At 74.4% G+C, this 20,648-nt stretch carries 19 protein-coding genes; 8 read left to right on the top strand and 11 right to left on the bottom strand.

Features of this window, described 5'->3' with window-relative positions; translation table 11 throughout:
• Positions 1-194: 194 nt before the first annotated feature.
• The 3 genes from ABT106_RS03180 to ABT106_RS03190 are packed head-to-tail and all read right to left on the bottom strand — an operon-like array spanning position 195 to position 7,026.
• Positions 195-3,794, bottom strand: coding sequence for an SAV_2336 N-terminal domain-related protein (locus ABT106_RS03180; RefSeq protein ID WP_351271457.1), 3,600 nt, complete (start codon positions 3,792-3,794; stop codon positions 195-197).
• A 6-nt stretch (positions 3,795-3,800) separates the two neighbouring features.
• Entirely contained in the window at positions 3,801-4,919 is a 1,119-nt protein-coding gene (locus ABT106_RS03185) for an AAA family ATPase (protein WP_351271460.1), read from the bottom strand.
• A 22-nt stretch (positions 4,920-4,941) separates the two neighbouring features.
• The gene (locus ABT106_RS03190) at positions 4,942-7,026 is read right to left on the bottom strand and encodes a VMAP-C domain-containing protein (RefSeq protein ID WP_351271462.1); all 2,085 of its coding nucleotides are present in this window, start codon (positions 7,024-7,026) and stop codon (positions 4,942-4,944) included.
• Positions 7,027-7,155: 129 nt separating this feature from the next.
• On the opposite strand from ABT106_RS03190, the gene ABT106_RS03195 reads away from it, so the two are divergent.
• Positions 7,156-7,344 carry a DUF6104 family protein gene (locus tag ABT106_RS03195; protein ID WP_267717887.1) on the top strand — a complete coding sequence of 63 codons (189 nt, stop codon included), beginning with the start codon at positions 7,156-7,158 and terminating at the stop codon, positions 7,342-7,344.
• Positions 7,345-7,461: 117 nt separating this feature from the next.
• Here the strand turns inward: ABT106_RS03195 and sodN are convergent, their stop codons facing one another.
• Positions 7,462-7,857, bottom strand: a complete 396-nt coding sequence (sodN, locus tag ABT106_RS03200) for a superoxide dismutase, Ni (RefSeq protein ID WP_351271465.1) — start codon at positions 7,855-7,857, stop codon at positions 7,462-7,464.
• A gap of 171 nt (positions 7,858-8,028) precedes the next feature.
• Here sodN and sodX point away from each other — a divergent pair, with 171 nt between their 5' ends.
• A complete protein-coding gene (gene sodX, locus ABT106_RS03205; RefSeq protein ID WP_351271468.1) occupies positions 8,029-8,454 on the top strand; it encodes a nickel-type superoxide dismutase maturation protease in 426 nt (141 codons plus the stop codon).
• On the opposite strand, the gene ABT106_RS03210 is transcribed toward sodX, so the two are convergent.
• Positions 8,358-8,987 (bottom strand): CGNR zinc finger domain-containing protein, encoded by a 630-nt coding sequence (locus ABT106_RS03210; protein WP_351271471.1) that lies wholly within the window; start codon positions 8,985-8,987, stop codon positions 8,358-8,360. The two genes, sodX and ABT106_RS03210, sit on opposite strands and share 97 nt — an antisense overlap.
• A gap of 81 nt (positions 8,988-9,068) precedes the next feature.
• Between ABT106_RS03210 and ABT106_RS03215 the strand changes: the two genes are divergently transcribed.
• Positions 9,069-9,836, top strand: coding sequence for a methyltransferase domain-containing protein (locus tag ABT106_RS03215; protein WP_351271473.1), 768 nt, complete (start codon positions 9,069-9,071; stop codon positions 9,834-9,836).
• An 89-nt stretch (positions 9,837-9,925) separates the two neighbouring features.
• On the opposite strand, the gene ABT106_RS03220 is transcribed toward ABT106_RS03215, so the two are convergent.
• From ABT106_RS03220 to ABT106_RS03230, 3 genes are read right to left on the bottom strand one after another with little or no spacing between them, the layout of a single operon-like run.
• Positions 9,926-10,690, bottom strand: a complete 765-nt coding sequence (locus tag ABT106_RS03220; protein ID WP_269289373.1) for an amino acid ABC transporter ATP-binding protein — start codon at positions 10,688-10,690, stop codon at positions 9,926-9,928.
• Entirely contained in the window at positions 10,690-11,631 is a 942-nt protein-coding gene (locus tag ABT106_RS03225) for an amino acid ABC transporter permease (protein WP_502979183.1), read from the bottom strand. Before ABT106_RS03225 ends, ABT106_RS03220 begins: the two co-directional genes overlap by 1 nt.
• Positions 11,632-11,670: 39 nt before the next feature.
• On the bottom strand, positions 11,671-12,630 hold the full coding sequence (locus ABT106_RS03230; protein ID WP_351271476.1) for an ABC transporter substrate-binding protein: 960 nt from the start codon (positions 12,628-12,630) through the stop codon (positions 11,671-11,673).
• Between the two features lie 523 nt (positions 12,631-13,153).
• Here ABT106_RS03230 and ABT106_RS03235 point away from each other — a divergent pair.
• The 4 genes from ABT106_RS03235 (at position 13,154) to ABT106_RS03250 (ending at position 16,327) form a co-directional block, all read left to right on the top strand.
• A complete protein-coding gene (locus ABT106_RS03235; protein WP_351271479.1) occupies positions 13,154-14,356 on the top strand; it encodes an NAD(P)-dependent malic enzyme in 1,203 nt (400 codons plus the stop codon).
• Positions 14,357-14,520: 164 nt separating this feature from the next.
• Positions 14,521-15,483, top strand: a complete 963-nt coding sequence (locus tag ABT106_RS03240) for a zinc-binding dehydrogenase (protein ID WP_351271481.1) — start codon at positions 14,521-14,523, stop codon at positions 15,481-15,483.
• 116 nt (positions 15,484-15,599) lie between these two features.
• Positions 15,600-15,809, top strand: coding sequence for a helix-turn-helix domain-containing protein (locus ABT106_RS03245; RefSeq protein WP_267843016.1), 210 nt, complete (start codon positions 15,600-15,602; stop codon positions 15,807-15,809).
• On the top strand, positions 15,809-16,327 hold the full coding sequence (locus ABT106_RS03250) for a Clp protease N-terminal domain-containing protein (RefSeq protein WP_351271484.1): 519 nt from the start codon (positions 15,809-15,811) through the stop codon (positions 16,325-16,327). Before ABT106_RS03245 ends, ABT106_RS03250 begins: the two co-directional genes overlap by 1 nt.
• Before the next feature lie 58 nt (positions 16,328-16,385).
• On the opposite strand, the gene ABT106_RS03255 is transcribed toward ABT106_RS03250, so the two are convergent.
• From ABT106_RS03255 to ABT106_RS03265, 3 genes are all read right to left on the bottom strand, one after another.
• A complete protein-coding gene (locus tag ABT106_RS03255; RefSeq protein WP_351271487.1) occupies positions 16,386-17,333 on the bottom strand; it encodes a PadR family transcriptional regulator in 948 nt (315 codons plus the stop codon).
• Between the two features lies 1 nt (position 17,334).
• Positions 17,335-18,276: a DUF4097 family beta strand repeat-containing protein gene (locus ABT106_RS03260; protein ID WP_351271489.1), complete on the bottom strand. Its 942-nt coding sequence runs from the start codon at positions 18,274-18,276 to the stop codon at positions 17,335-17,337.
• A 470-nt stretch (positions 18,277-18,746) separates the two neighbouring features.
• Positions 18,747-19,682, bottom strand: a complete 936-nt coding sequence (locus tag ABT106_RS03265; protein ID WP_351271492.1) for a LysR family transcriptional regulator — start codon at positions 19,680-19,682, stop codon at positions 18,747-18,749.
• A gap of 214 nt (positions 19,683-19,896) precedes the next feature.
• Here ABT106_RS03265 and snpA point away from each other — a divergent pair, with 214 nt between their 5' ends.
• Positions 19,897-20,553, top strand: a complete 657-nt coding sequence (gene snpA, locus ABT106_RS03270; protein ID WP_351271495.1) for a snapalysin — start codon at positions 19,897-19,899, stop codon at positions 20,551-20,553.
• The last annotated feature ends 95 nt before the right edge of the window (positions 20,554-20,648 follow it).

Consider the following 20,648-nt stretch of genomic DNA (forward strand, 5'->3'; position numbering starts at 1 on the left):
TGGAAACGGGCGCCGCCGGGGCGCACGGCGGCCCGGACGCCACCACCGCCCCCGGAACCCGCCCCGCCCACGCGGCGCGGCGCGGTCCCGGGGGGGGCGGGCCCGCTGCGCGAGGGGCGGCGCCGACCGGGGCACGTTCCGGGGGCGGGCGGGGCGGGGCGGTGCCGGGTAGGGCGGCGCAGCGGGCCGGGGGCTTACGGGCCCGTCTCCAGAGCGCGTACCCGGGCGCGGACCGCTTCCGTCCGGCGGCCGGCGTCATCCGGGGCGGAACCGGCACCGGCACCGGTGTCCCCGAGGCGCTGCCACAGCTCCAGGGAGGCCCGGTACGCGTCCAGGGCCGCGCGGGGCCGCGCCAGGCGCTCCAGCACCGCCCCCCGCAACTCCTGCACGCGGGCCGCCAGCCGCACGGCGGTGTCCCCGCGCTCCTCGCGGTCGGCCTCCAGGGCGGCCCGCCAGGCCCGCCGGTAGGAGTCGGCGGCCCGGTCGAGGCGTTCGGCCGCGCGGGTGTGCCCGTGGATCTCCTGCTGTACGTCGCCGTGGTCCCGCCAGGCACGGGCCTCCTCCAGCGGGCCGCGGCTGTGCCGTACGGCCAGTTCGAGCAGGTACTCGGCCTCCCGCAGGTCCACCGGGTCGCCCTCGTACGCGTGCCGCAGCCGCAGCCCGGTGGCCAGCCGCACCAGCCGGTACGCCGCCCCCGGGTCGGACTGCGCGACCGCCGCCCGGCTCTCGCGCAGCACGCGTACGGCGGTACCGGTGAACGGCCGCCCGTCGGCCGCCCGCGCCCGGTCCAGGAGGACGTCGCCCCACTCGGGCAGCAGCTCCGCGTACGCCTCGGCGTCCCGGGGGATCAGCCGCCGGGCGCGGCCGTACGCCTCCGCCGCGTCCTCCAGCGCCACCGGACGGGAGTCCCGGGCGTACCTGGCCCGGTGGACGCGGGCCAGGCACACCAGGGCCGCCACCCTCAGCTCCGCGTCCCCGCCGGCCTCCGCGAGGGCGGCGCCGAGCTGGGCGGCGGCCTGCTCCAGCCGCCCGGGCAGGTACCGCAGCGCCCCGGCCAGCTCCACCCGCACCCCGGCGGTCCGCCGGAGCCCCGGCCCGGCGCCGCGCGGCGGGGCGTCCAGCGGCGGGGCGTCCAGCGCCCAAGCCAGCCGGGCGGCGGCCTCCTCGGCCAGCACGCTCCGCTCGGCGGGGTCCGGGGTGCGGGGCAGCAGCGCCAGCAGGACGCGCCCCAGGGCCAGGTGCAGCGCGGGGTGCCGGTCCACCCCCGCCGGGTCGTCGCCGCAGGACGGAGCCGGGTCGGGCCGGGCCTCGGAGCTCCCGCCCGGAGGAGCGGCGGCCGGACCGTAGCCCCCACCGCCGGGGCCCCGGCCCACGGAGTCCGCAGCGGACCCCCTGCCCCCGCCCCCGCGCGAGCCGGGGTCAAGGTCCGGAGCCGGGCCCGACGCCCCGCCCGACGCCACGCCCGAGGCCACCCCCGGCGCCACCCCCGGCACCCCGCCCGGCGCCGGGCCGGGGGACAGGTCCGGTGCCAGGGGTGGTGGCGGGCCCGTCAGGGGTTCCAGGGCGGCGCGGGCCTCCCGGAGGGGCGCCGGGTCGTCGCGCACCTCGCTCAGGCGGATCAGGGCCTCCGCCCGCCGCACCGCGCAGTCCCGCCGCAGCCGCCGGTCCGCGCCCGGTACGGCTCCCGCCGACGCGAACTCCCGTTCCGCCGCGGCCAGCAGCTCCGCGTCGGGCCGTACGCCCGCCAGGGCCCGCTCGTACAGCACCCGGCCCAGCGCCGCCCGCGCCGGGGCCGTCGCCAGGCCGGTCACGGCCCGCTCCGCCTCGGCGAGGAGTTCGGGGTCGCGCTGGTCCGCCCACAGCCGCAGCAGCGCCCCCGCGAGCTCGGTCTCCGCCTCCTCCGGCGGGTCTCCGGGCCCCGCCGGGACCGCCACGGCCCGCCGCAGCACGGCCACCGCCTCGTACAGGGCCCGCGCTTCGCCGCCCCCGTCCGCGAGCCGGTCCCGCGCGGCCCGTACCGCCCGGGCCCGTCCCGCGGGCGGCGCCGCGGCCCCGTCGGCCGCCGGGCTGCCCGGGCCGGCCGCGCCCGGCGGCCCCGGCAGGTACCGCCGTACGACCTTCGCCGAGACCTGTGCGAACGCCTGCGGGAGCCGCCCCGCGGGCACCCGGTCGGCGCTCTCCCGCGGTCCGGGACCGGGCAGCGGCGGCGCCCCCGTCAGCTGGGAGACGGCGAGCGCGGGGAAGTTCCGTACGCCCCGCCCGAAGTGCGCGAGCACGTACTCCGAGCAGTGCTTGAGCACCAGCGCGGCCTCGTCCCGCCCCAGCGGCCCCAGCAGCACGTCCTGCACCCCCGGCACGAACTCGTACCACTGCCCCGGCGGTGGCCCGCTGCGCCGCAGCAGGCCGCTCAGCAGCACCTCCGCCAGGTCGGACGGCTCCGAGTCCGGGAGCATCGTGCGCTGCACCAGCCGCATGACGGGCAGCGTCAGCGGCGCCGCCGACAGGTACACCGCCAGTTGCACGGCCCCCGGCGCCGCCGAGGAACGGAACCGCCCCACCAGCTCGCGCGGCGGCCGTACCGCCCTCGGTGGCGGCGCGGCCGCGGCCCGGTGGTCCGCCAGCACCCGGCCGACCTCCGCCGGTACCGGCCCGGTGCCCAGCCCCGCGACGAGCCGGGCCCACGCCCCGAGCGCGGTCGCGCTCGGGGGCAGCACCGGCACGGTCAGGCCCCCCGTGGGCCGCCCCGGCAGCGGGGGCCGGTCCGGCCGGAACGTCAGCTTGCGGCCCGCTCCGCCGGACCGGGCCAGCGTGCCCCGCTCGGTCGGCAGCCAGCTGCGCCCCCACAGCCGCTGCGGCAGCGGCTGCACGACCACGCACGGGGTGCACTCGGCCCACCGGTGCAGCAGCCGCTGCGCCGTACCCTCCCGCCACAGCGGCCCCGTGCAGTCGGAGACCACCATGGTCAGGGCCCGGCCGGTCGGGTCGCGCAGCTGGTCGCCGGAGCGCATGCCGCCGCCGGGCACGGGGTCGCGCCCGAGGGCCGGCGTGCCGTCCGGAAGCCGGTGCAGGTGGTGCACCTGCACGTCCCGGAAGGCGCCGAGCCGCTCGCACACCGTCCGCAGCTCCTCGAACATGTCCTGCCAGACCGCCATCGACGGCGACGCGTCCATCACCAGCCGTACGGTCGCCTCGCGCCGGCTCTCCGGCCGGAGCACCGGGACGACCAGCCCGAGGGCGCGGGCCCCGGCCTCGGCGGTGGCCTCCTCGTCGAGGACCATCCGGCCGGGCGGCGCGGCCGGCCGGTGCCGCTGGAGGGCGCGCAGGGCCCGCTGCACGTCCAGGATCCGCGGCAGCGCGGCCGCCCCCGGCACCCGTACGGGCACCGCCTCCCCGGCCGGGACCTCCCCGTCCGGTTCCGCTCCGGCGCCCCTCCGGGCCCCCGGCACGTACAGCCCGACCCGTTCCCCGGCCTCCGCCACCCCCGGTACGGGCTCCCCCGGTACGGGCTCCCCCGCGCCCGGCGCCGGACCACCCGGGCCGCCCCGCGCACCGGCGCCCTCACCCGCACCGCCCGCCCGCACCCCGGCCGGCCCCTCCCCGGCGGCCGGCGCCCCGGCGGCGCGCATCCGGGTGCGCCCGGCGAGCCAGAGCGCGTCGGCCAGCTCCTCGGCGGACGGATCGAGCCCGGCGGCGCGCAACAGCCCGGCCAGCACCCGGATGCCGGGCTCGGCGACGGAAGGCGGCCCGGCGGTGGGCTCGGAGGGCGGTTCGGCAGCCGGTTCGGCGGGGAGCACGGCCCGTCACCTCGGACGGTCGAGACGCTGGATCAGCAGGTCCGCCAGGTCCTCGCGCGTCGGCGGGGCGGCGTGATGCGTGAGGTAGATCGCGTTCAGCAGCTGGTCGGCGGCGACCAGCTCCGACTGGGAGCGGGTGAGGAACTCCCGGATCAGGTCGGCTCCGAGCCGGGCCGCCTCCTCGCCGAGGTGCGCGCGGACCATCGTGGCGAGCCGCTTCTCCCCCGGCTGCCCCAGCTTGAGCTGGATGCAGCGGCGCAACAGGGCGGCCGGGAAGTCCCGTTCCCCGTTGCTGGTCAGGATGATGAAGGGGAAGGCCCGGCAGCGGACCCGTCCGTCGCGGACCACCGCCTTGGTCCCGTCGTCGGTGAGCACCCGCACCTCGGGCTCGGTGTCGGCCACCCGCTCCAGCTCGGGGAGCGTGAACTCCCCTTCCTCCAGCACGTTCAGCAGGTCGTTGGGGAGGTCGATGTCGCTCTTGTCGAGTTCGTCGATCAGCAGCACCCGCGGCCGTTCGGTGGGCAGCAGCGCCGTCCCGAGGGGCCCGAGCCGGATGTACTTCCCGATGCCGGGCACCCCGCCGCCCGCGCCACCGCCGCCCCCTCCACCCGCCGCGCCGCCCGCTCCACCGACGCCCGCACCACCCGTACCACCCGCCCCGCCCGAAGCGTCCGCGCCGCCGCCCGGGCCACCGCCGAACCGGCCGCCCGCCGCCAGCTGCACGTCCTGGAGCCGGGCGATGGCGTCGTACCGGTACAGCCCGTCCTGGAGCACGGTCCGCGAGACCACCGGCCAGCGCAGCACCCGGCCGAGCTTCAACTCGTGGGCCACGGCGTGCGCGAGGGTGGACTTCCCCGTGCCGGGGAAGCCGGTGACGAGCAGCGGCCGCCGCAGGTACAGCGCGGCGTTGATCGCCTCCAGCTCCTCCGGCTCGGGCCGGTGCAGTTCGGCGGCCTGCCGGTGCGCGCCGAGCCGCCGGGCCACGTTCCCGTCGGCCGCCGCCGGTCCGCCGGACGCGGCCGTCGGCCCGCCGTCGAAGTCCCGCCAGGGCGGCGGGTCGGGCAGGGCGTCGATCCCGTCGTGGGGCTCCCCGACTCCGCGGTAGATGAGCCACTCGTCGTTCATGGCAGCTGCTCCCTCCTGCCGGTCACAGGTCCCCCTGGAGCGGCTCGTCCTCGGGCAGGGCGCGGGCCGGGTCGTCCCAGACGAGGACGGCCCCCGCCGCCCAGTACGCGTCCGGGTCCGCCCCGTACGCGCGCCCCCGCAGCGCCTGCAACCGCAGCGGCAGGGCCCGCGCCCCGCCCGCCTCGGCCAGTTCCTCCCGCAGCGCGCGGTGGAACGGCGCGCAGGGGACCCCCGGGTCGGCGGGGGGCCGGCGGCCGGCCACCACCCCGTACCCGGCCTCCCGTACGGCGTGCAGCGAGCCCAGGGTGGGTTCCTCCGCGGCCGCCCGGCAGTGCACGGCCACCGTGTGGTCGGGCTGCGCCGCGAGCCGGTCCGGATCGGCCGCGCGGGGGCGGCCCCGCGCGCAGTCGATGCGCTCGTCCAGCAGCGGGCCCGGCTGCACCCGCGCCCACCGGTCGGCGGCGCGCCCGGGCGCGGGCGGGGGGCCGCCGGGGTGGCGCAGCACCACCGGGCGCTGCACCCCCAGCGGGGTCCCGCCCACCAGCGTCCATTCGTCCACCGCCAGGCCGAACAGCGCCGGTTCGACGGCCACTTCGAGCAGGGCCGCCGCCTCGTGGGTGTCGCACCGCCGGAAAGCCTCGGCGAGGGGGGCCCGCAGTGCTTCCGGCAAGCCCGCCAGGGTGGCCCGTACGCCGGACTCCACCGGGGTCAGCCGGCCGGGGTGCGCCGGGCCGGCGAGCACGGAGACCCGCCAGTCGTAGACGTCCTCCCAGCCGTGCGCCCAGACCTCCAGCAGCACCGACGCCCCGGAGTGCACCCCGCCGGCCTGCCGGGCCGGGCCGTGGGACCCCCGTTCGGCGCGGGCCCGCCGGCGCTGCTCCCGTTCGGCCAGCCCGCGTTCGTGGCGCTCGCCCAGCTCCCGGCGCAGCGGCCGCCACAGCCGCTCGGCCGTGGCCCGTACCCAGTCCCACAGCTCCTCGTCCGCGCCGGGCGCGGGCGGTTCGCGGTAGTCGGCCACGCTGACGTCCGTGGCGTACCGGAGCATCGCGGCGGCCTCCCCGGCGCCGCCCGGCGGGTCGTGGAGCAGCCCCAGCCCGTCGCGCCAGCTCAGCGGGGCGGGGGGCTGCGGGTCCGGCTCCTCGCCGCGCGCCGCCTCGGCCAGGGCCCGTACGACCTCGGAGGAGCCGGGCGGGGGCAGTTCCGCGAGGAGCCCGCACAGGGTGGTGCGCTCGCCGGGGGTGAGCCGGCCGCGTCCCTGCGGGCCGCCGTCCTCGGGGGCGGGCAGCTCGCCGTGCACGTCGGTCCAGGTCCGGCGGGTGTCGAGGTCGCTGACGTGCTGGTCGTAGTGGTGGAGGTCGTGGGCCTGCATGACCCGCCGGTAGAGCCCGATCTGGCCCCGCGGGGGCATCGGCAGGGTGCGCAGCTGGACCACGGACACGGCCAGCCCGCCGCCGCCCGTGTGGCGTCTGGCCTTGACGACGCCGACGACCTCGCCGCGGCCGAGGTCCACGACGGGGCCGCCGGACATGCCGGGGTCGATCTCGTCGTCGCCGCCGAGCCGGATGGCGGCGCCGTTGCCGGCGGTGCCGCGCAGCCGGGTGGTGCGGCCGGTGATCTCGGGGGTGCCGAGGTCTTCGGTGCAGCCGAAGTACGCGACCTCGTCGAAGCGGGGGCGGGAGCGGTCGGTCAGCCAGACGCAGGCGTGCGAGACGGGCGCGAGGATCCGGATCAGCGCCAGGTCGGGCAGGTCCCACAGGGCGCGGCGGCCGGGCCTGCGCTCGTCGAGCCGCTCGGGCAGGACGCACTCCACGCGGCCGGCGACGGTCCCGGTCGCCGCTCCGTGGCGGGCGGAGCCGCCGGAGGAGAAGGTGATGCCGACCTCGCGTCCCGTCAGACGCACCGCAGCACCCCCCTCGCCGACCACGTGCGCGCACGTCAGGACCCAGCCGGGGGCGATGAAGAACCCGCTCCCCCAGGTGGGTCCGGATGGGCCGCCGTGGGGTTCATACCCGCCCGGGGGCGCGTGGACGCGTACGGTCGCCGCCTGGACGAGGGGTTCGAGGAGCTCGAAGGCGCGCGCGGAGCCTGCCGTGCGCCCGTCGGTCATCCGCGCCCCCAGCTGGTGAGACGTCTGGTGAGACGTCCAGGCTAGCGCCGGGGGGCGATACGGCGGGAGGTGTCGCCGGATCGCGGATTATCCTGGCGGGAAACACCCCATCACGGCACGGAGCCAGACTTGTACTTCACCGATCGCGGCATCGAGGAGCTTCAGAAGCGGCGCGGCGAGGAGGAGGTCACCTTCGAGTGGCTCGCCGAGCAGCTGCGGACCTTCGTCGACCTGAACCCGGACTTCGAGGTCCCGGTGGAACGCCTGGCCACGTGGCTGGCCCGGCTGGACGACGACGAGGACGACCCCGACGAGTGAGCGGACGGACCCGCCCCTCACCGGACGTACGGGAACGGCCCGGCCGCGTGCGGCCGGGCCGTTCTCGTCGTCGCGGGCGGCCGGTGGGGCCGCGCGGGCGGGGGGACCGGGCGCCGGTCAGGCGGCCTTGGTCTCCCAGAAGATGCGGTCGATCTCGGCGATGAGGTCGAGCGCCTTCTGGCCGGTGGCCGGGTCGTTCGACGCCTTGGCGGCCGAGAGGGCCTTCAGGGTGTCGTTGACCAGGACGTGCAGCTGCGGGTACTTCTCGAAGTGCGGCGGCTTGAAGTAGTCGCTCCACAGCACCGAGACGTGGTGCTTCGCGAGCTCGGCGCGCTGCTCCTTGATGGTGATGGCGCGCGCGCGGAAGTCGGCGTCGTCGTTGGCCTGGTACTTCTCCTGCACGGCCTTGACGGACTCGGCCTCGATGCGGGCCTGGGCAGGGTCGTACACGCCGCACGGCAGGTCGCAGTGGGCGGAGGCCTTCGCCTTGGGGGCGAAGAGGCGGGAAAGCATGGGGTGTGTCCTCCTCGTGATCGTCTTCTCAAGGGCGAGGTTACTCGCTGGAGATCGGTATTTCGCGGCTGCCCCCATGGGCTTAGGACAAAAGTCCAGGGTCCCGGCCGGACCGGTGAGCGAATGTACGGGCCGGTACGGCAGCATGCGGAGGTGACGAGGAGGTCGCTCATGGTGGAGAGCCGCAGCCCGCTGAAGCGGTTCGGTGTGGTGGACGTGTCGGGGCCGTCGATGGCCCCCACCCTGGCCCACGGCGACCAGGTCGTGGTCCGCTACGGGGCGGCCGTCCGCCCGGGCGGTGTGGTGGTGCTGCGCCACCCGTTCCAGCAGGACCTGCTCGTGATCAAGCGGGCGGTGGAGCGCCGGCCGGGCGGGGCCTGGTGGGTGCTCGGCGACAACCCGTTCAACGAGGCGCCCGGCGACAGCACCGTCTTCGGGCCGGTCCCCGGCGAGCTGGTGCTCGCGACGGCGCTGCTGCGCGTGCGGCCGCGCGAGGAGGGTCAGCGCTCGCTGAGGGCGCGGCTGTCCTGGGCGCTGTCGGCGGTGCGGCCGCTGTGGGCGGACACCTCGGCCTCCAGCCGCTTGCGGGCGCGGTAGGCGGCGACGTTGGCGCGGGTGGCGCACCGGTCGGAGCAGTAGCGCCGGGAGCGGTTGGTGGAGGTGTCGAGGTAGGCGTTGCGGCAGGGCGGCGCCTGGCACAGGCCGAGGCGGTCGGGGCCGTGCTCGGTGAGGTGGAAGGCCAGGCCCATGGAGGCCATGGCGGCGTATCCCGCGGAGGCGTTCGAGGGGTGCTCGGCGAGGTGGATGTGCCAGTCGGGGGCGCCGTCGTCGCCGAGGGTCTCGTGGCCCGAGACCTGCGGGCTGACCGGGAACTCCATGAGCAGCGAGTTCAGCAGGTCGACGGCGAGCACGTGGTCACCGCCGTCGGCGGCCTCGAAGACGGAGCGCAGCCGGCCGCGGACGTTGCGGAAGCGGGTGACGTCGGTGTCGGTGACGCGGCGCGCCATCTGCACGCTCGGGCCGAAGAGGGCGCGGACGGCGTCCACCGAGGTGAGCGCGTCCTTGTTGCGGGCCGGCTCCTCGGTGTTGACCAGGCGCACGGCGTAGTCCGAGTAATGGGCCAGTTCCACTTGTAGTCCTTACGGCTGCGGATTATCGTCTCGGTAACGGCTGAGATGGATACGAGGGTATTACGTTTGGAGGGGTTAGTGATGGCCGGAACGACGAAGAGCGGTACCGACTGGCAGGCATGGCAGGACAGCTGGGACCGGCAGCAGGAGTGGTACATGCCCGACCGCGAGGAGCGGTTCCGGGTGATGCTGGACATGGTCGAGGCGGTCGTGGGGCCGGCTCCCCGGGTGCTGGACCTCGCGTGCGGTACGGGAAGTATCACGGACCGGCTCCTCAAGCGGTTCCCGGAAGCCACCAGTACGGGTGTCGACCTCGATCCGGCGCTGCTGGCGATCGCCCGCGGCCACTTCGCGGGGGACGCGCGGGTCTCCTTCGTCACCGCCGACCTCAAGGACCCCGACTGGCGCGCGGCCCTGCCGCACGACGCGTACGACGCGGTGCTGACGGCGACGGCCCTGCACTGGCTGCCCAGCCGGGACCTCACCGTCCTGTACGGACAGCTCGCGCCCCTGGTCCGCCCGGGCGGGGTGTTCATGAACGCCGACCACATGCCCGATCCGGCCACCCCCCGCATCGACGCCGCCGAGCACGCCCACCGGCACGCCGGGATGGACCGGGTCCGGGCCGCGTCCGGGGTGCCCGACTGGCGCGAGTGGTGGGCCCTGGCGGCCGCCGACCCGGAACTGGCCGGGCCGGTGAAGGAACGGTTCGCGATCTACGGGGAGCACGCCGACGGCGACACCCCGACCGACTCCTGGCACGCCCGCACCCTGGTGGAGGCCGGCTTCGCCGAGGCCCGCACCGTCTGGCGCTCCCCCTCGGACGCGCTGGTCCTGGGCCTGAGGTGACGGCCCGCGGCCCGGTCGCACGGGGCGCGGCATGACGCGGGGGCGGTACGGGAGTCCCGTACCGCCCCTCGGCCGTCCGCCGGTGCGGCCTACAGCACCTTGGACAGGAACGCCTTCGTGCGGTCGTGCTGGGGGTTGCCCAGGACGTCGCGCGGGTGGCCCGACTCGACGACCACGCCGCCGTCCATGAAGACGAGGTTGTCGCCGACCTCGCGGGCGAAGCCCATCTCGTGCGTGACCACGATCATGGTCATGCCGTCCTCGGCCAGACCGCGCATGACGTCGAGGACGTCACCCACCAGCTCCGGGTCGAGCGCCGACGTCGGCTCGTCGAAGAGCATCAGCTTCGGCTCCATGGCGAGCGCGCGGGCGATCGCCACGCGCTGCTGCTGGCCGCCGGAGAGCTGCGCGGGGTAGTTCCCGCCCTTGTCGCCGAGGCCGACCCGGTCGAGCAGCTTGACGGCGCGCGCCCGGGCGACGGCCTTGCTCTCGCGCTTGACCATGACGGGGGCTTCCATGACGTTCTCGATGGCCGTCATGTGCGGGAAGAGGTTGAAGCGCTGGAACACCATGCCGATGTCCTTGCGCTGCGCCGCCACCTCGCTGTCCTTCAGCTCGTACAGCTTGTCGCCCTTCTGGCGGTAGCCGACGAGCCGGCCGTCGACGGAGAGCCGTCCGGCGTTGATCTGCTCCAGGTGGTTGATGCACCGCAGGAAGGTGGACTTGCCGGAGCCGGACGGGCCGACCAGGCAGAACACCTCACGCGGCGCGACCTCCAGGTCGATGCCCTTGAGGATGTGGGCGGCGCCGTAGGACTTGTGGACGCCCTCGGCCTTCACCATGGGGGTCGTCATCAGGCCACCGCCTTGCGGGTCGAGAAGCGGGAGAGATTCGCCTTGATCTTCTGCAGCGGGGTGGGCGGCAGGGATCGCAGCGAGCCGCGTGCGTAGCGGCGCTCCAGGTAGTACTGGCCGACGCTGAAGACACTGGTCAGGGCGAGGTACCAGATCGACGCGACGATGAACATCTCCATCACCGCGAAGGACGTGGCGGCGATGTCCTGCGCCGCACGCAGCAGGTCGGCGTACTGGACGGCGACCACCAGCGACGACGTCTTGAGCATGTTGATGAACTCGTTGCCCGTCGGCGGGACGATCACGCGCATCGCCTGCGGGAGCACGATCCGGCGCATCGTCTTCGTCTGGGTCATGCCCAGCGCGTGGGACGCCTCGCTCTGGCCCTCGTCGACGGACTGGATGCCGGCGCGGACGATCTCCGCCATGTAGGCGCCCTCGTTGAGGCCCAGACCCAGCAGCGCCGCCAGGAACGGCGTCATGACCTGGGTCATCTCGTCCTTGTAGAACCCGAGGTTCAGGAGCGGGAAGATCAGGGCGAGGTTGAACCAGATGAGGAGCTGGACGTAGACCGGGGTCCCGCGGAAGAACCAGATGTAGAACCAGGCGATGGTGCTGGTCACCGGGTTCTTCGAAAGCCGCATCACGGCGAAGAGCACACCGAGGACCAGGCCCAGGAGCATCGAGCAGACGCTGATCCAGACCGTGCTCAGCATGCCGCTGATGATGCTGCTGTCGAACAGCTTGTCCGGGATGGTCTGCCAGCGGACGTTGCCCTGCGAGAAGGCGAACGCGAGGGCCACGACCAGGCCGATGACGACGATCCCGCTGACCCAGCGGCCGTAGTGGCGGACCGGGATGGCGCGGATGGCCTCGGGGGGGAGGCCCCCGGCCGGCGGGGTTGCCGCCGGCCCGGGGACCTTGTCGAGCTTGTCAGTCACAGTGACTGCCCTTCAGAGTGCTGCGGTGTCGCGCGGGAATCACTGACCTGCGTTGGTCTTGGCCTCGGTCACGGCGCCGGAGCCCGCGTTCCACTTGTCCAGGGCGGCCTTGTACGTGCCGTCCTTGATGGTCGCGTCGAGCGCGGCCTTGAGCGCGTCGCGCAGCTCGGTGTTCTTCTTGTCCACGGCGATGCCGAAGAGGCCCGCGTCACCCGGGTTGGCGATGGCCTCGAAGTCGTTGCCGCCGCCCGCGGTCTGCGCGATGTACGCGGCGACCGGGGAGTCGTTCAGGTCGGCGACGGCGCCGCCGGCCTTCACGCGGGTCTGGGCCTCGGCGTCGGTCGGGAAGGACTCGATGGAGATCTCGCCCTTGCCGGCCGTCTTGCACTTCTCGGACTGGTCCTTGGCGGACTGCTCGTACGTCGTGCCGCGCTGGACGGCGACCTTCTTGCCACAGAGGTCGTCGAGGGTCTTGATGCCCTCCGGGTTGCCCTTCTTGACCAGGATGCCGGTCGAGGCGGAGAAGTAGTCGACGAAGTCGACGCCGGTGCCGGTCTTGGCACCCTTGTCGTCCAGACCCTCCTGGCGCGCCTTGGTGTCGGTCAGGGAGGACATGACCACGTCGGTGCGACCGGTGGGCAGGCCGCCGAGGAGGGTGTCGAAGGTGCCGGAGGTGAACTCGAACTTCACGCCGAGCTGCTTGCCGAGGGCCGCGGCGATGTCGGGGTCGACACCGACGATCTTGCCGCCCTCGGTGAACTCCATCGGCGCGTAGGTGGCGTCCGTGCCGACCTTGATCACACCCGCGTCCTGGATCTTCTTCGGCAGCTTGGAGAACAGCGGGGCGCTGTTCGCCTCACCCGACGGGGTCGTGGTGGAACCCTTGTCGGTCTGGTCACCGCAGCCGGTGAGGATCAGGGCGCCGGCAACCGCGATGGCGCCGACCGCCGCGATCCGGGACCGGGCGGCGGTCGTACGACGAGTGGTGCTAGCGGTCATGAGCTGGTTCCTCCGGCAGGTGGAAAGCATCCGAAAAAGGTCGGGCACGCACCATCGAGTGTCGCGACCTTGTGTGATTACGGCATCTTGCCATTCGGACTGGCGCATTCAGGCTGCCCATCAGGTCAAAATCGCATAACGGGCGCCCCCCGGCACCGAACAGGACTGCGGGCAGGACCCCTCGGCACCGCACGATGCGCCGCCGCATCCCCTGTTTGACGGACTATTTGCGGCCCGTCTCACCTGCCGGGCTCAGCCTCTTGGACTTTTCGCCAAAACTAGGACAAGAGGCTTATGGTCGAGCTGGAATCGACTCGTCTGGGCGAGTGTTCTTCCGGTAGAACAGATCCTTACACCCCTCATCCGGGGCTCAGGGCGCGCGTGCGGCGCGCCCGCGCGTACGAACCTCCCCTCCGCGGAGACGGGCCAACCGTCGATGCGGAGCACGGACGCGGTGCCCGCCCACCCCTTAACCAGGAGTGGCCACCCTCAACGATTCAAAGGACTTAAGGGGTCACACAAAGTGGCAGCGGAGATCGTCAACCCTCGCAGTGACAGTGCGACGGACAACAACCCCGACGCGGTGTTCGCACTGCACCGGGGCGGCAAGATGGCCATCGTGGCCACGGTGCCCGTCCACGACAAGGACGACCTGTCCCTCGCGTACACCCCCGGCGTGGCGAAGGTGTGCAGCGCCATCGCCGAGCAGCCGGACCTGGTGAACGAGTACACCTGGAAGTCGAACGTGGTCGCCGTCGTCACCGACGGCACGGCCGTGCTCGGCCTCGGTGACATCGGCCCCGAAGCCTCCCTCCCCGTCATGGAGGGCAAGGCCATTCTCTTCAAGCAGTTCGGTGGTGTGGACGCGGTTCCGATCGCGCTCGCCACCAAGGACACGGACGAGATCATCGAGACGGTCATCCGTCTCGCCCCGTCCTTCGGCGGGGTGAACCTGGAGGACATCTCCGCCCCCCGCTGCTTCGAGATCGAGCGCAGGCTCCAGGAAGCCCTGGACATCCCGATCTTCCACGACGACCAGCACGGCACGGCCATCGTCTCGCTGGCCGCGCTGCGCAACGCCGCGAAACTCACGGGTCGCACCCTCGGCGACCTGCGTGCGGTGATCTCGGGCGCGGGCGCGGCGGGCATCGCCATCGCCAAGATCCTCGTGGACGCGGGCATCGGTGACGTCTGCGTCACCGACCGCAAGGGCGTCGTGTCCGCGGACCGCTCCGACCTGACGGACGTCAAGGCGGAGATCGCGGGCCTGACGAACAAGACCGGGCAGACCGGCTCCCTGGAGAACGCCCTGGCGGGCGCGGACGTCTTCATCGGCGTCTCCGGCGGCACGGTTCCCGAGTCCGCGGTCGCGACGATGGCGAAGGACTGCTTCGTCTTCGCCATGGCCAACCCCAACCCGGAGGTGCACCCCGACGTCGCGCACAAGTACGCGGCCGTCGTGGCGACCGGGCGTTCGGACTTCCCGAACCAGATCAACAACGTGCTGGCCTTCCCGGGCATCTTCGCGGGCGCCCTCAAGGTCCGGGCCACCCGGATCACCGAGGGCATGAAGATCGCCGCCGCCGACGCCATCGCCGGCGTCGTGGGCGACGAGCTCGCGGCGGACTACGTGATCCCCTCGCCGTTCGACGAGCGCGTCGCCGAGGCCGTCTCGGCCGCGGTCGCCGCGGCGGCGAAGGCCGACGGAGTGGCCCGCCTGGCCTGACCGTCCCACCCAGCGGTACGCGGAGAGGCCCGGCCGGAGCGATCCGTCCGGGCCTCTCCGTGTCCGGGCGGCGCGGGCGAGAGGCCCGGCAGTGCGGCGAAGACCTCACTTCCGGGGAGCCGGAGGGGGTGGAACCCGTACCTACCGAGCGGTAGCGTCGCGGCATGTTCGCTGCCTACGCCGCCAGAATCGACCGAGACCAGCCGCTGAACGGCCTCGTGCTGGGCGACCGCCCGGCCCCCGCGGCCCGACCCGGCTGGGTGACCGTCACCGTCCGGGCCGCCTCCCTCAACCACCACGACCTGTGGTCGCTGCGCGGAGTCGGCCTCGGCGAGGACAAACTGCCGATGATCCTCGGCTGCGACGCCGCCGGAACGGACGAGGACGGCAACGAGGTCGTCCTGCACTCCGTGATCGGCCAGAGCGGCCACGGGGTCGGCCCCGACGAGCCGCGCTCGATCCTGACCGAGCGCTACCAGGGCACCTTCGCCGAGCAGGTGAGCGTCCCCGCCTGGAACGTCCTGCGCAAACCCGCCGGGCTGTCGTTCGAGGAGGCCGCCTGCCTGCCGACCGCCTGGCTGACGGCGTACCGGATGCTGTTCACCAATGCCGGGGTCCGGCCCGGCGACTCCGTCCTCGTGCAGGGTGCCGGCGGCGGGGTCGCGACCGCCGCCATCGCCCTCGGCAAGGCCGCCGGCCTGCGCGTCTTCGCCACCAGCCGGGACGAGGCCAAGCGCGAGCGGGCCGTGCGGCTGGGCGCCCTGGAGGCGTACGAGCCGGGCGCCCGGCTGCCGCAGCGGGTCGACGCGGTGATCGAGACGGTGGGCGCGGCCACCTGGTCGCACTCGGTGAGGTCCCTGCGCCCGGGCGGCACGCTGGTCATCTCCGGCGCCACGAGCGGCGACCGCCCGGCGCACGCCGAGCTGACCCGGATCTTCTTCCTGGAGCTGAAGGTGGTCGGCTCGACCATGGGCACCAAGGACGAGCTGGAGGACCTGCTGTCGTTCTGCGCGACGACGGGCCTGCGGCCGGTCATCGACGAGGTGCTTCCGCTGGACCGGGCCCGGGAGGGCTTCGAGAAGCTCCAGTCGGGCGACCTCTTCGGGAAGGTCGTGCTCACTCCCTGAGTGCCCGGTCCGTCGGCGGACCACCGACAGACCGCCGGCCGGGCCGTCGGCGAGCCGACCGCACCGTCGTCAATTGAGGTTGACAACACCTCCCGCGTCAACCTAAATTGACATCCATGACGGAAGCCACTGATCTCGCCGAACGGGCCGGTGACCGTGACCCCCGCGTGGGCCTGCGTGCCGTGGCCGCCCTCCGCAGGCTGCTGGAGCAGCTGGAGGCCGTACAGGTACGCAGCGCCCGCGCGCAGGGCTGGTCCTGGCAGGAGATCGCGGCCGAGCTCGGCGTCAGCCGGCAGGCCGCGCACAAGAAACACGGGAGGCTCTGATGTTCGAACGCTTCACCCGGGACGCCCGCTCCGCCGTGACGGGGGCGATGGACGAGGCCCGGCGGACCGGGGCCGCCACGATGACCGAGGAGCACCTGCTCCTCTCGCTCCTGGCCCTCGGCGCCCTGGACCCGCTGGGCGTGGACCGCGCCTCCGTGGCGGCGGACCTCGCGTCGGCCCGCCGCCGGGGCGGCATGTCGCGGGCCGACGAGGAAGCCCTCGCCGGGCTCGGCATCGACGTCACCGAGATCGTGGCCCGGGCCGAGGAGGCGCACGGCGAAGGTGCCCTGGCCGCCCCGGCACCCCGCCGGCGCGTCCTGGGCGGCTCCGCCCGTCTCACCGAAGGTGCGAAGAAGGTGCTGGAACAGTCCCTGCGCATCGCCCTGGGCCGCCGCGACAAGCACATCGGCACCCTGCACCTGCTGCTGGCCCTGCTCTCCCGCCCGGGCACGGTCTCCGAGGTCCTGGCGGACCACGGAGTCACCTACGGCACGGCCGAATCGGGCCTGGCGGCCTAGCCGTGCGGGCCGCCGCCGTGCGGGCCCGGCAGGCGGGCCCGGCAGGCGGGCCCGGCGCCTACGGCGTGCTGAGCGCCCCGGTGAGCCGGGAGGCCGCCGCCGCCAGGTGGGCGCGGGCCTCGGCCAGCCGGGCCGGGGTCACGCCGTGGTCGCGGGCCGCGTCCCGGACCTCGTCACGGAAGCGGTCAAGCAGCCGGTCCAGGTCGCGCGCCGGATCGGCGGTCGGTTCCAGGTCCCCGGCCCAGTCGGTGCCGGAGGAGCCGGGCGACGGGTCCGCGGCGGAGGCCGCGGACCCGGCCGACGGGCCGGACGGGCCGCCCTGCCCGGTCCCGGTCCCGAAACCGCCGGTGCCGGTGCCGGTGCCGCCGAGCCAGGCTCCGGCCAGGCTGCCCAGCACCCCGCCCGACTTGGCGAGCTGGTCCTGCAGCTGGCCGGCGATGCGCTGGACCTCCTCGCGGGCCCGGTCCTGGGCCTCCTTCGCCTGGCGGCGGGCCTGCTGGGCCTCCTCGCGGGCCCGTCGGCTCTCGTCCTTCGCCCGGCGGGCCTGCTCCTTCCAGTCCTGCCGGGCCTTGCGCAGTTCCTCCTTGGCCGCCTGCCAGGACTCGTCCTGGACCTGGGTCGCCGACGCGGAGGCCGCGGCCCGCATCTCGCGCCGCAGGTCGCCCGCGGCTCCGCGGACGTCGTCGCGGATCTCGGCGGCCAGTTCGGTGACCGAGTCGCGGATCTCCAGCTCCAGGTCGGCCAGCTCGCCACTGCGGTCGGCCAGTTCCGCGCGGCCCGCCTCGGTGATGGAGTAGACCTTGCGCCCGCCCTCGGTGGCGTGCGTGACCAGGCCCTCGGCCTCCAGCTTCGCCAGCCGCGGGTACACGGTGCCGGCGGAGGGCGCGTACAGGCCCTCGAAGCGCTCCTCCAGCAGCCGGATCACCTCGTAGCCGTGGCGCGGGGCCTCGTCCAGCAGCTTGAGCAGGTAGAGGCGGAGGCGGCCGTGGGCGAAGACGGGCGGCATGTCAGAGCACCTTCTTGTCGAGCGTGAGGGGGGCGTCGGCGAGGGGGGCGTCGGCGTCGGCCTGCGGGCGGCGCAGCAGCGCGATCCCGCCCGAGAGGGTGGTGGCCCGCAGGGTGCCGGTGCCGGAACCGAGGGTGCCGGTGATCCGCTTGGCGCCCAGCTGGCCGGAGACCCTCAGATCCTCGAAGGCGTTGGAGACGCCGCCGGTGGCGGTATTGGCCTCCACGCGGGCGTCGGCGGGGTGCGGGAGGCGGATGGCGACCTGGCCGGACACGGAGTTCAGGGCGATGTCCACCGGGCGGGCGGCGGCCGGGTCGAGGTCCAGGTCGATGAGCATGTCCCCGCTGACCGAGTCGGCCCGTACGGACACGCCCGCGCCGTCGACCACCGTCAGGGCGCCGGAGACCGAGTGGAAGCCGAGGTCGCCGGTGACGGACTGGGCCTCGACGCTGCCGGAGACGGTGTGCGTCTTGACCCGGCCGGAGAGCCCGACGAGGGTGGCGTCGCCGGAGACCCCGTTGACGTCGGTGCCGCCGGAGATGCCGGAGACGAAGGCGGTGGCGCCGACGACGCCGACGTGGACCCGCGTGGCGGCGGGGACGGTGAGGGTGACGGCGGCGCTGCGCTCCCATGCCTTGCGGCCCTCGGAGGCGGAGCCGGACCACGCCTTCCACGGCTTGGCCTCGAACCACGCCTTGAAGCCCTGGGAGCCGTTCCAGGGCAGATCCTCGTAGGAGACGGTGAGGACGCCGTCCTCCTGGACCACGTACAGCGGGGGGCCGTCGATCGCGGACGCCTCCAGGCGGGCGGGGCCCTCCTCGGCGGCGACGACGTTGACCGTGCCGCCCACGAGGCGGACGCGGAGCTCGGTGACCGGCTGCTCGAAGGTGAGTTTCCGCGGTTCGGCGATGTGCCACGTCGAAGGTGACGCCTGCTCTGCCATGGTGCTGATCCTCCTCGTGCGTTCACGGACACAGGTCTCGACGCACGCAACATATCGCGTCTTCTTCGTAACACGATATATCGCGGTCGGGGGAAGTCAAGCGCGTTGCCCGAATCGTCGACAGGGGGTGGTTTGCCTTGTCCTGTGGGCCTGCCGGCCCTCCCGGAGCACCGCGGGCGGCCGCCCGCTCTCCCGCGCCGGGTCCTCGCCGCCCGCAGCGCCGCCCGCAGCGCCGCGCGCCTGCCGCGCGTACGCCTGCCGCCCGCTCGGGCGGGCGGGGCGGTCGGACCGCCTTCGTACCCGGGGAAAGCCGTGGCCGGCGGACGGCGAGGACAGCGCGGCGGAGGTGCTCGCCGGCCGCCTGCGGCAGGCCGGTGGCGGGGCTCACCCCCGGGGGAACCGCCCGACCGGCGCCGGGAGGCCGTCCGGTACGCGCCCGGCGCCGAGCCCCGGTCCCCCGCGGTGAATCGTTACGCCACCTCCAGCAGCGGGCTGGCGTGGTGCCGCAGCCACGCCCGGTACGGCGGCGTGTTCATGGCCGCCTCGCGGTAGGCGGCCCGGAGGTCCGCGTACACCTCCGCGTGCGCCCCCGGCGGGGTGGCCAGCAGCAGCCGTACGGCGAGGGGGTCCCCGCACAGCGGCCGGATCGCCATGTCGTCGCGCGGCCCGGAGGTCGGCTGGCACGGGGCCACCGCCTCGCCGGACACGATCAGCGAGGTGGCCGTGTGGTAGTCGGCGTGCAGCACCGGCGGATCGAGCCCCGCCCCGGCGAAGACGCGGCGCAGTCCGTCCCACTCCCCGTCGACCGAGGGATCGACCGTCCAGCGGTCGGCGGCCAGGTCCCGTAAGGACACCACCGACTGCCGCGCGGCCGGGTGGTCGCGGGACATCGACACGAACTGCGGCTCCCGCTCCATCAGCACGTGCACCTCCAGCCCGGGCGGCACCCGCAGCGGGCTGCCCTCGACCTCGTGCACGAACGCCACGTCGAGCTGCCCCGAACCCACCATCCGCAGCAGGGCGTTGGCCGAGACGTCCACCACCAGCGAGGTCTCCGTGTCCGGGAGCCTGCGGTGCAGCCTCCGCAGCCACCCCGGCAGCGCCCGGCTGGCCGTGGAGCCGATCCGCAGCCTCGGCCCGTGTGCCAGTGCGTGCGCCTCCGCGACCAGGGCGGCCATCTCGGCCAGCAGCGGACGCGCCCGGCCCAGGACGGTGCGCCCGAACGGCGTGGGCCGGCATCCGGTCCGCTCGCGCAGGAACAGCTCGCCGTCCAGGGCGCGTTCGATCCGGCGCAGCTGGGTCGTCAGGGAGGGCTGGCTCACGCCGAGCTGCCGGGCCGCCTTGTGCAGGCTTCCGGCGTCGGCGATGGCGCACAGGGCGCGCAGGTGCCTGACCTCAAGCTCCATGCCCCGAGAGTAGGCCGGGCCGGGTGGACCGCACCAGCCGCCGATAGCCCCCCGAATCCCGCCATTCTCACTCCTGTTGGGCAACCGAAAACTCCCCGATAGGGCCGGGCTATCGGGGAGTGACATCATCCCCCGGCCCCTTCCGCTCCTCCAGACTCCGGTACCGAACGACCCACCCCCCACCGCACCACCGGACGAGTAGGAGCTCCCCCACATGCGCCACTCCCGTAAGGCCATGCTGTCCGCCGGCATCGGCCTCGGCCTCGCCGTCGCCCTCGGCGGCGTCGTCCCCGCGGCCGCCGCACCCGCCCCCGTCGGCAGTTCCGCCACCTTCGCCGCGTACGAGCGTTCCCAGGAGAACCAGGCCGCCACCAAGGCGTTCTTCGAGGCCGTGCAGCGCTCGGTCACCGAACAGCGCGCCGCGAACCCGGGCGCCCTCGCCGTGACCGTCACCTACAACACCCGCAGCGCGCCCAGCTTCCGTACGCAGATAGCCAGTTCCACCCGGATCTGGAACAGCTCGGTGACGAACGTGAAGCTCCAGGAGGTGTCCTCCGGCGGAAACTTCTCCTACCGCGAGGGCAACGACTCCCGCGGCTCGTACGCGAGCACGGACGGCCACGGCCGGGGCTACATCTTCCTGGACTACCGGCAGAACCAGCAGTACAACTCCACCCGCGTGACCTCGCACGAGACCGGGCACGTGCTCGGCCTGCCGGACCGCTACTCGGGCCCGTGCAGCGAACTGATGTCGGGCGGCGGCCCGGGCACGTCGTGTCAGAACGCCACCCCGAACGCCACCGAGCGCGCCCGCGTGAACCAGCTGTGGGCGAACGGCCTGGTCGCCTCGGGTCTGGACGCGAAGGGCTAGGACGCGGCCGGTCCCCGTAGGCCCGGCCGGCCGGTCTCCCGGCCGGCCCGGAACGGGGCGCCCATCTCCAACAGCCAGTTGGCCTCGTCAACGAT

Origin of the sequence: Streptomyces sp. NPDC002044 (assembly GCF_040296725.1) — a bacterium.
Lineage (GTDB): Bacteria > Actinomycetota > Actinomycetes > Streptomycetales > Streptomycetaceae > Streptomyces > Streptomyces antarcticus.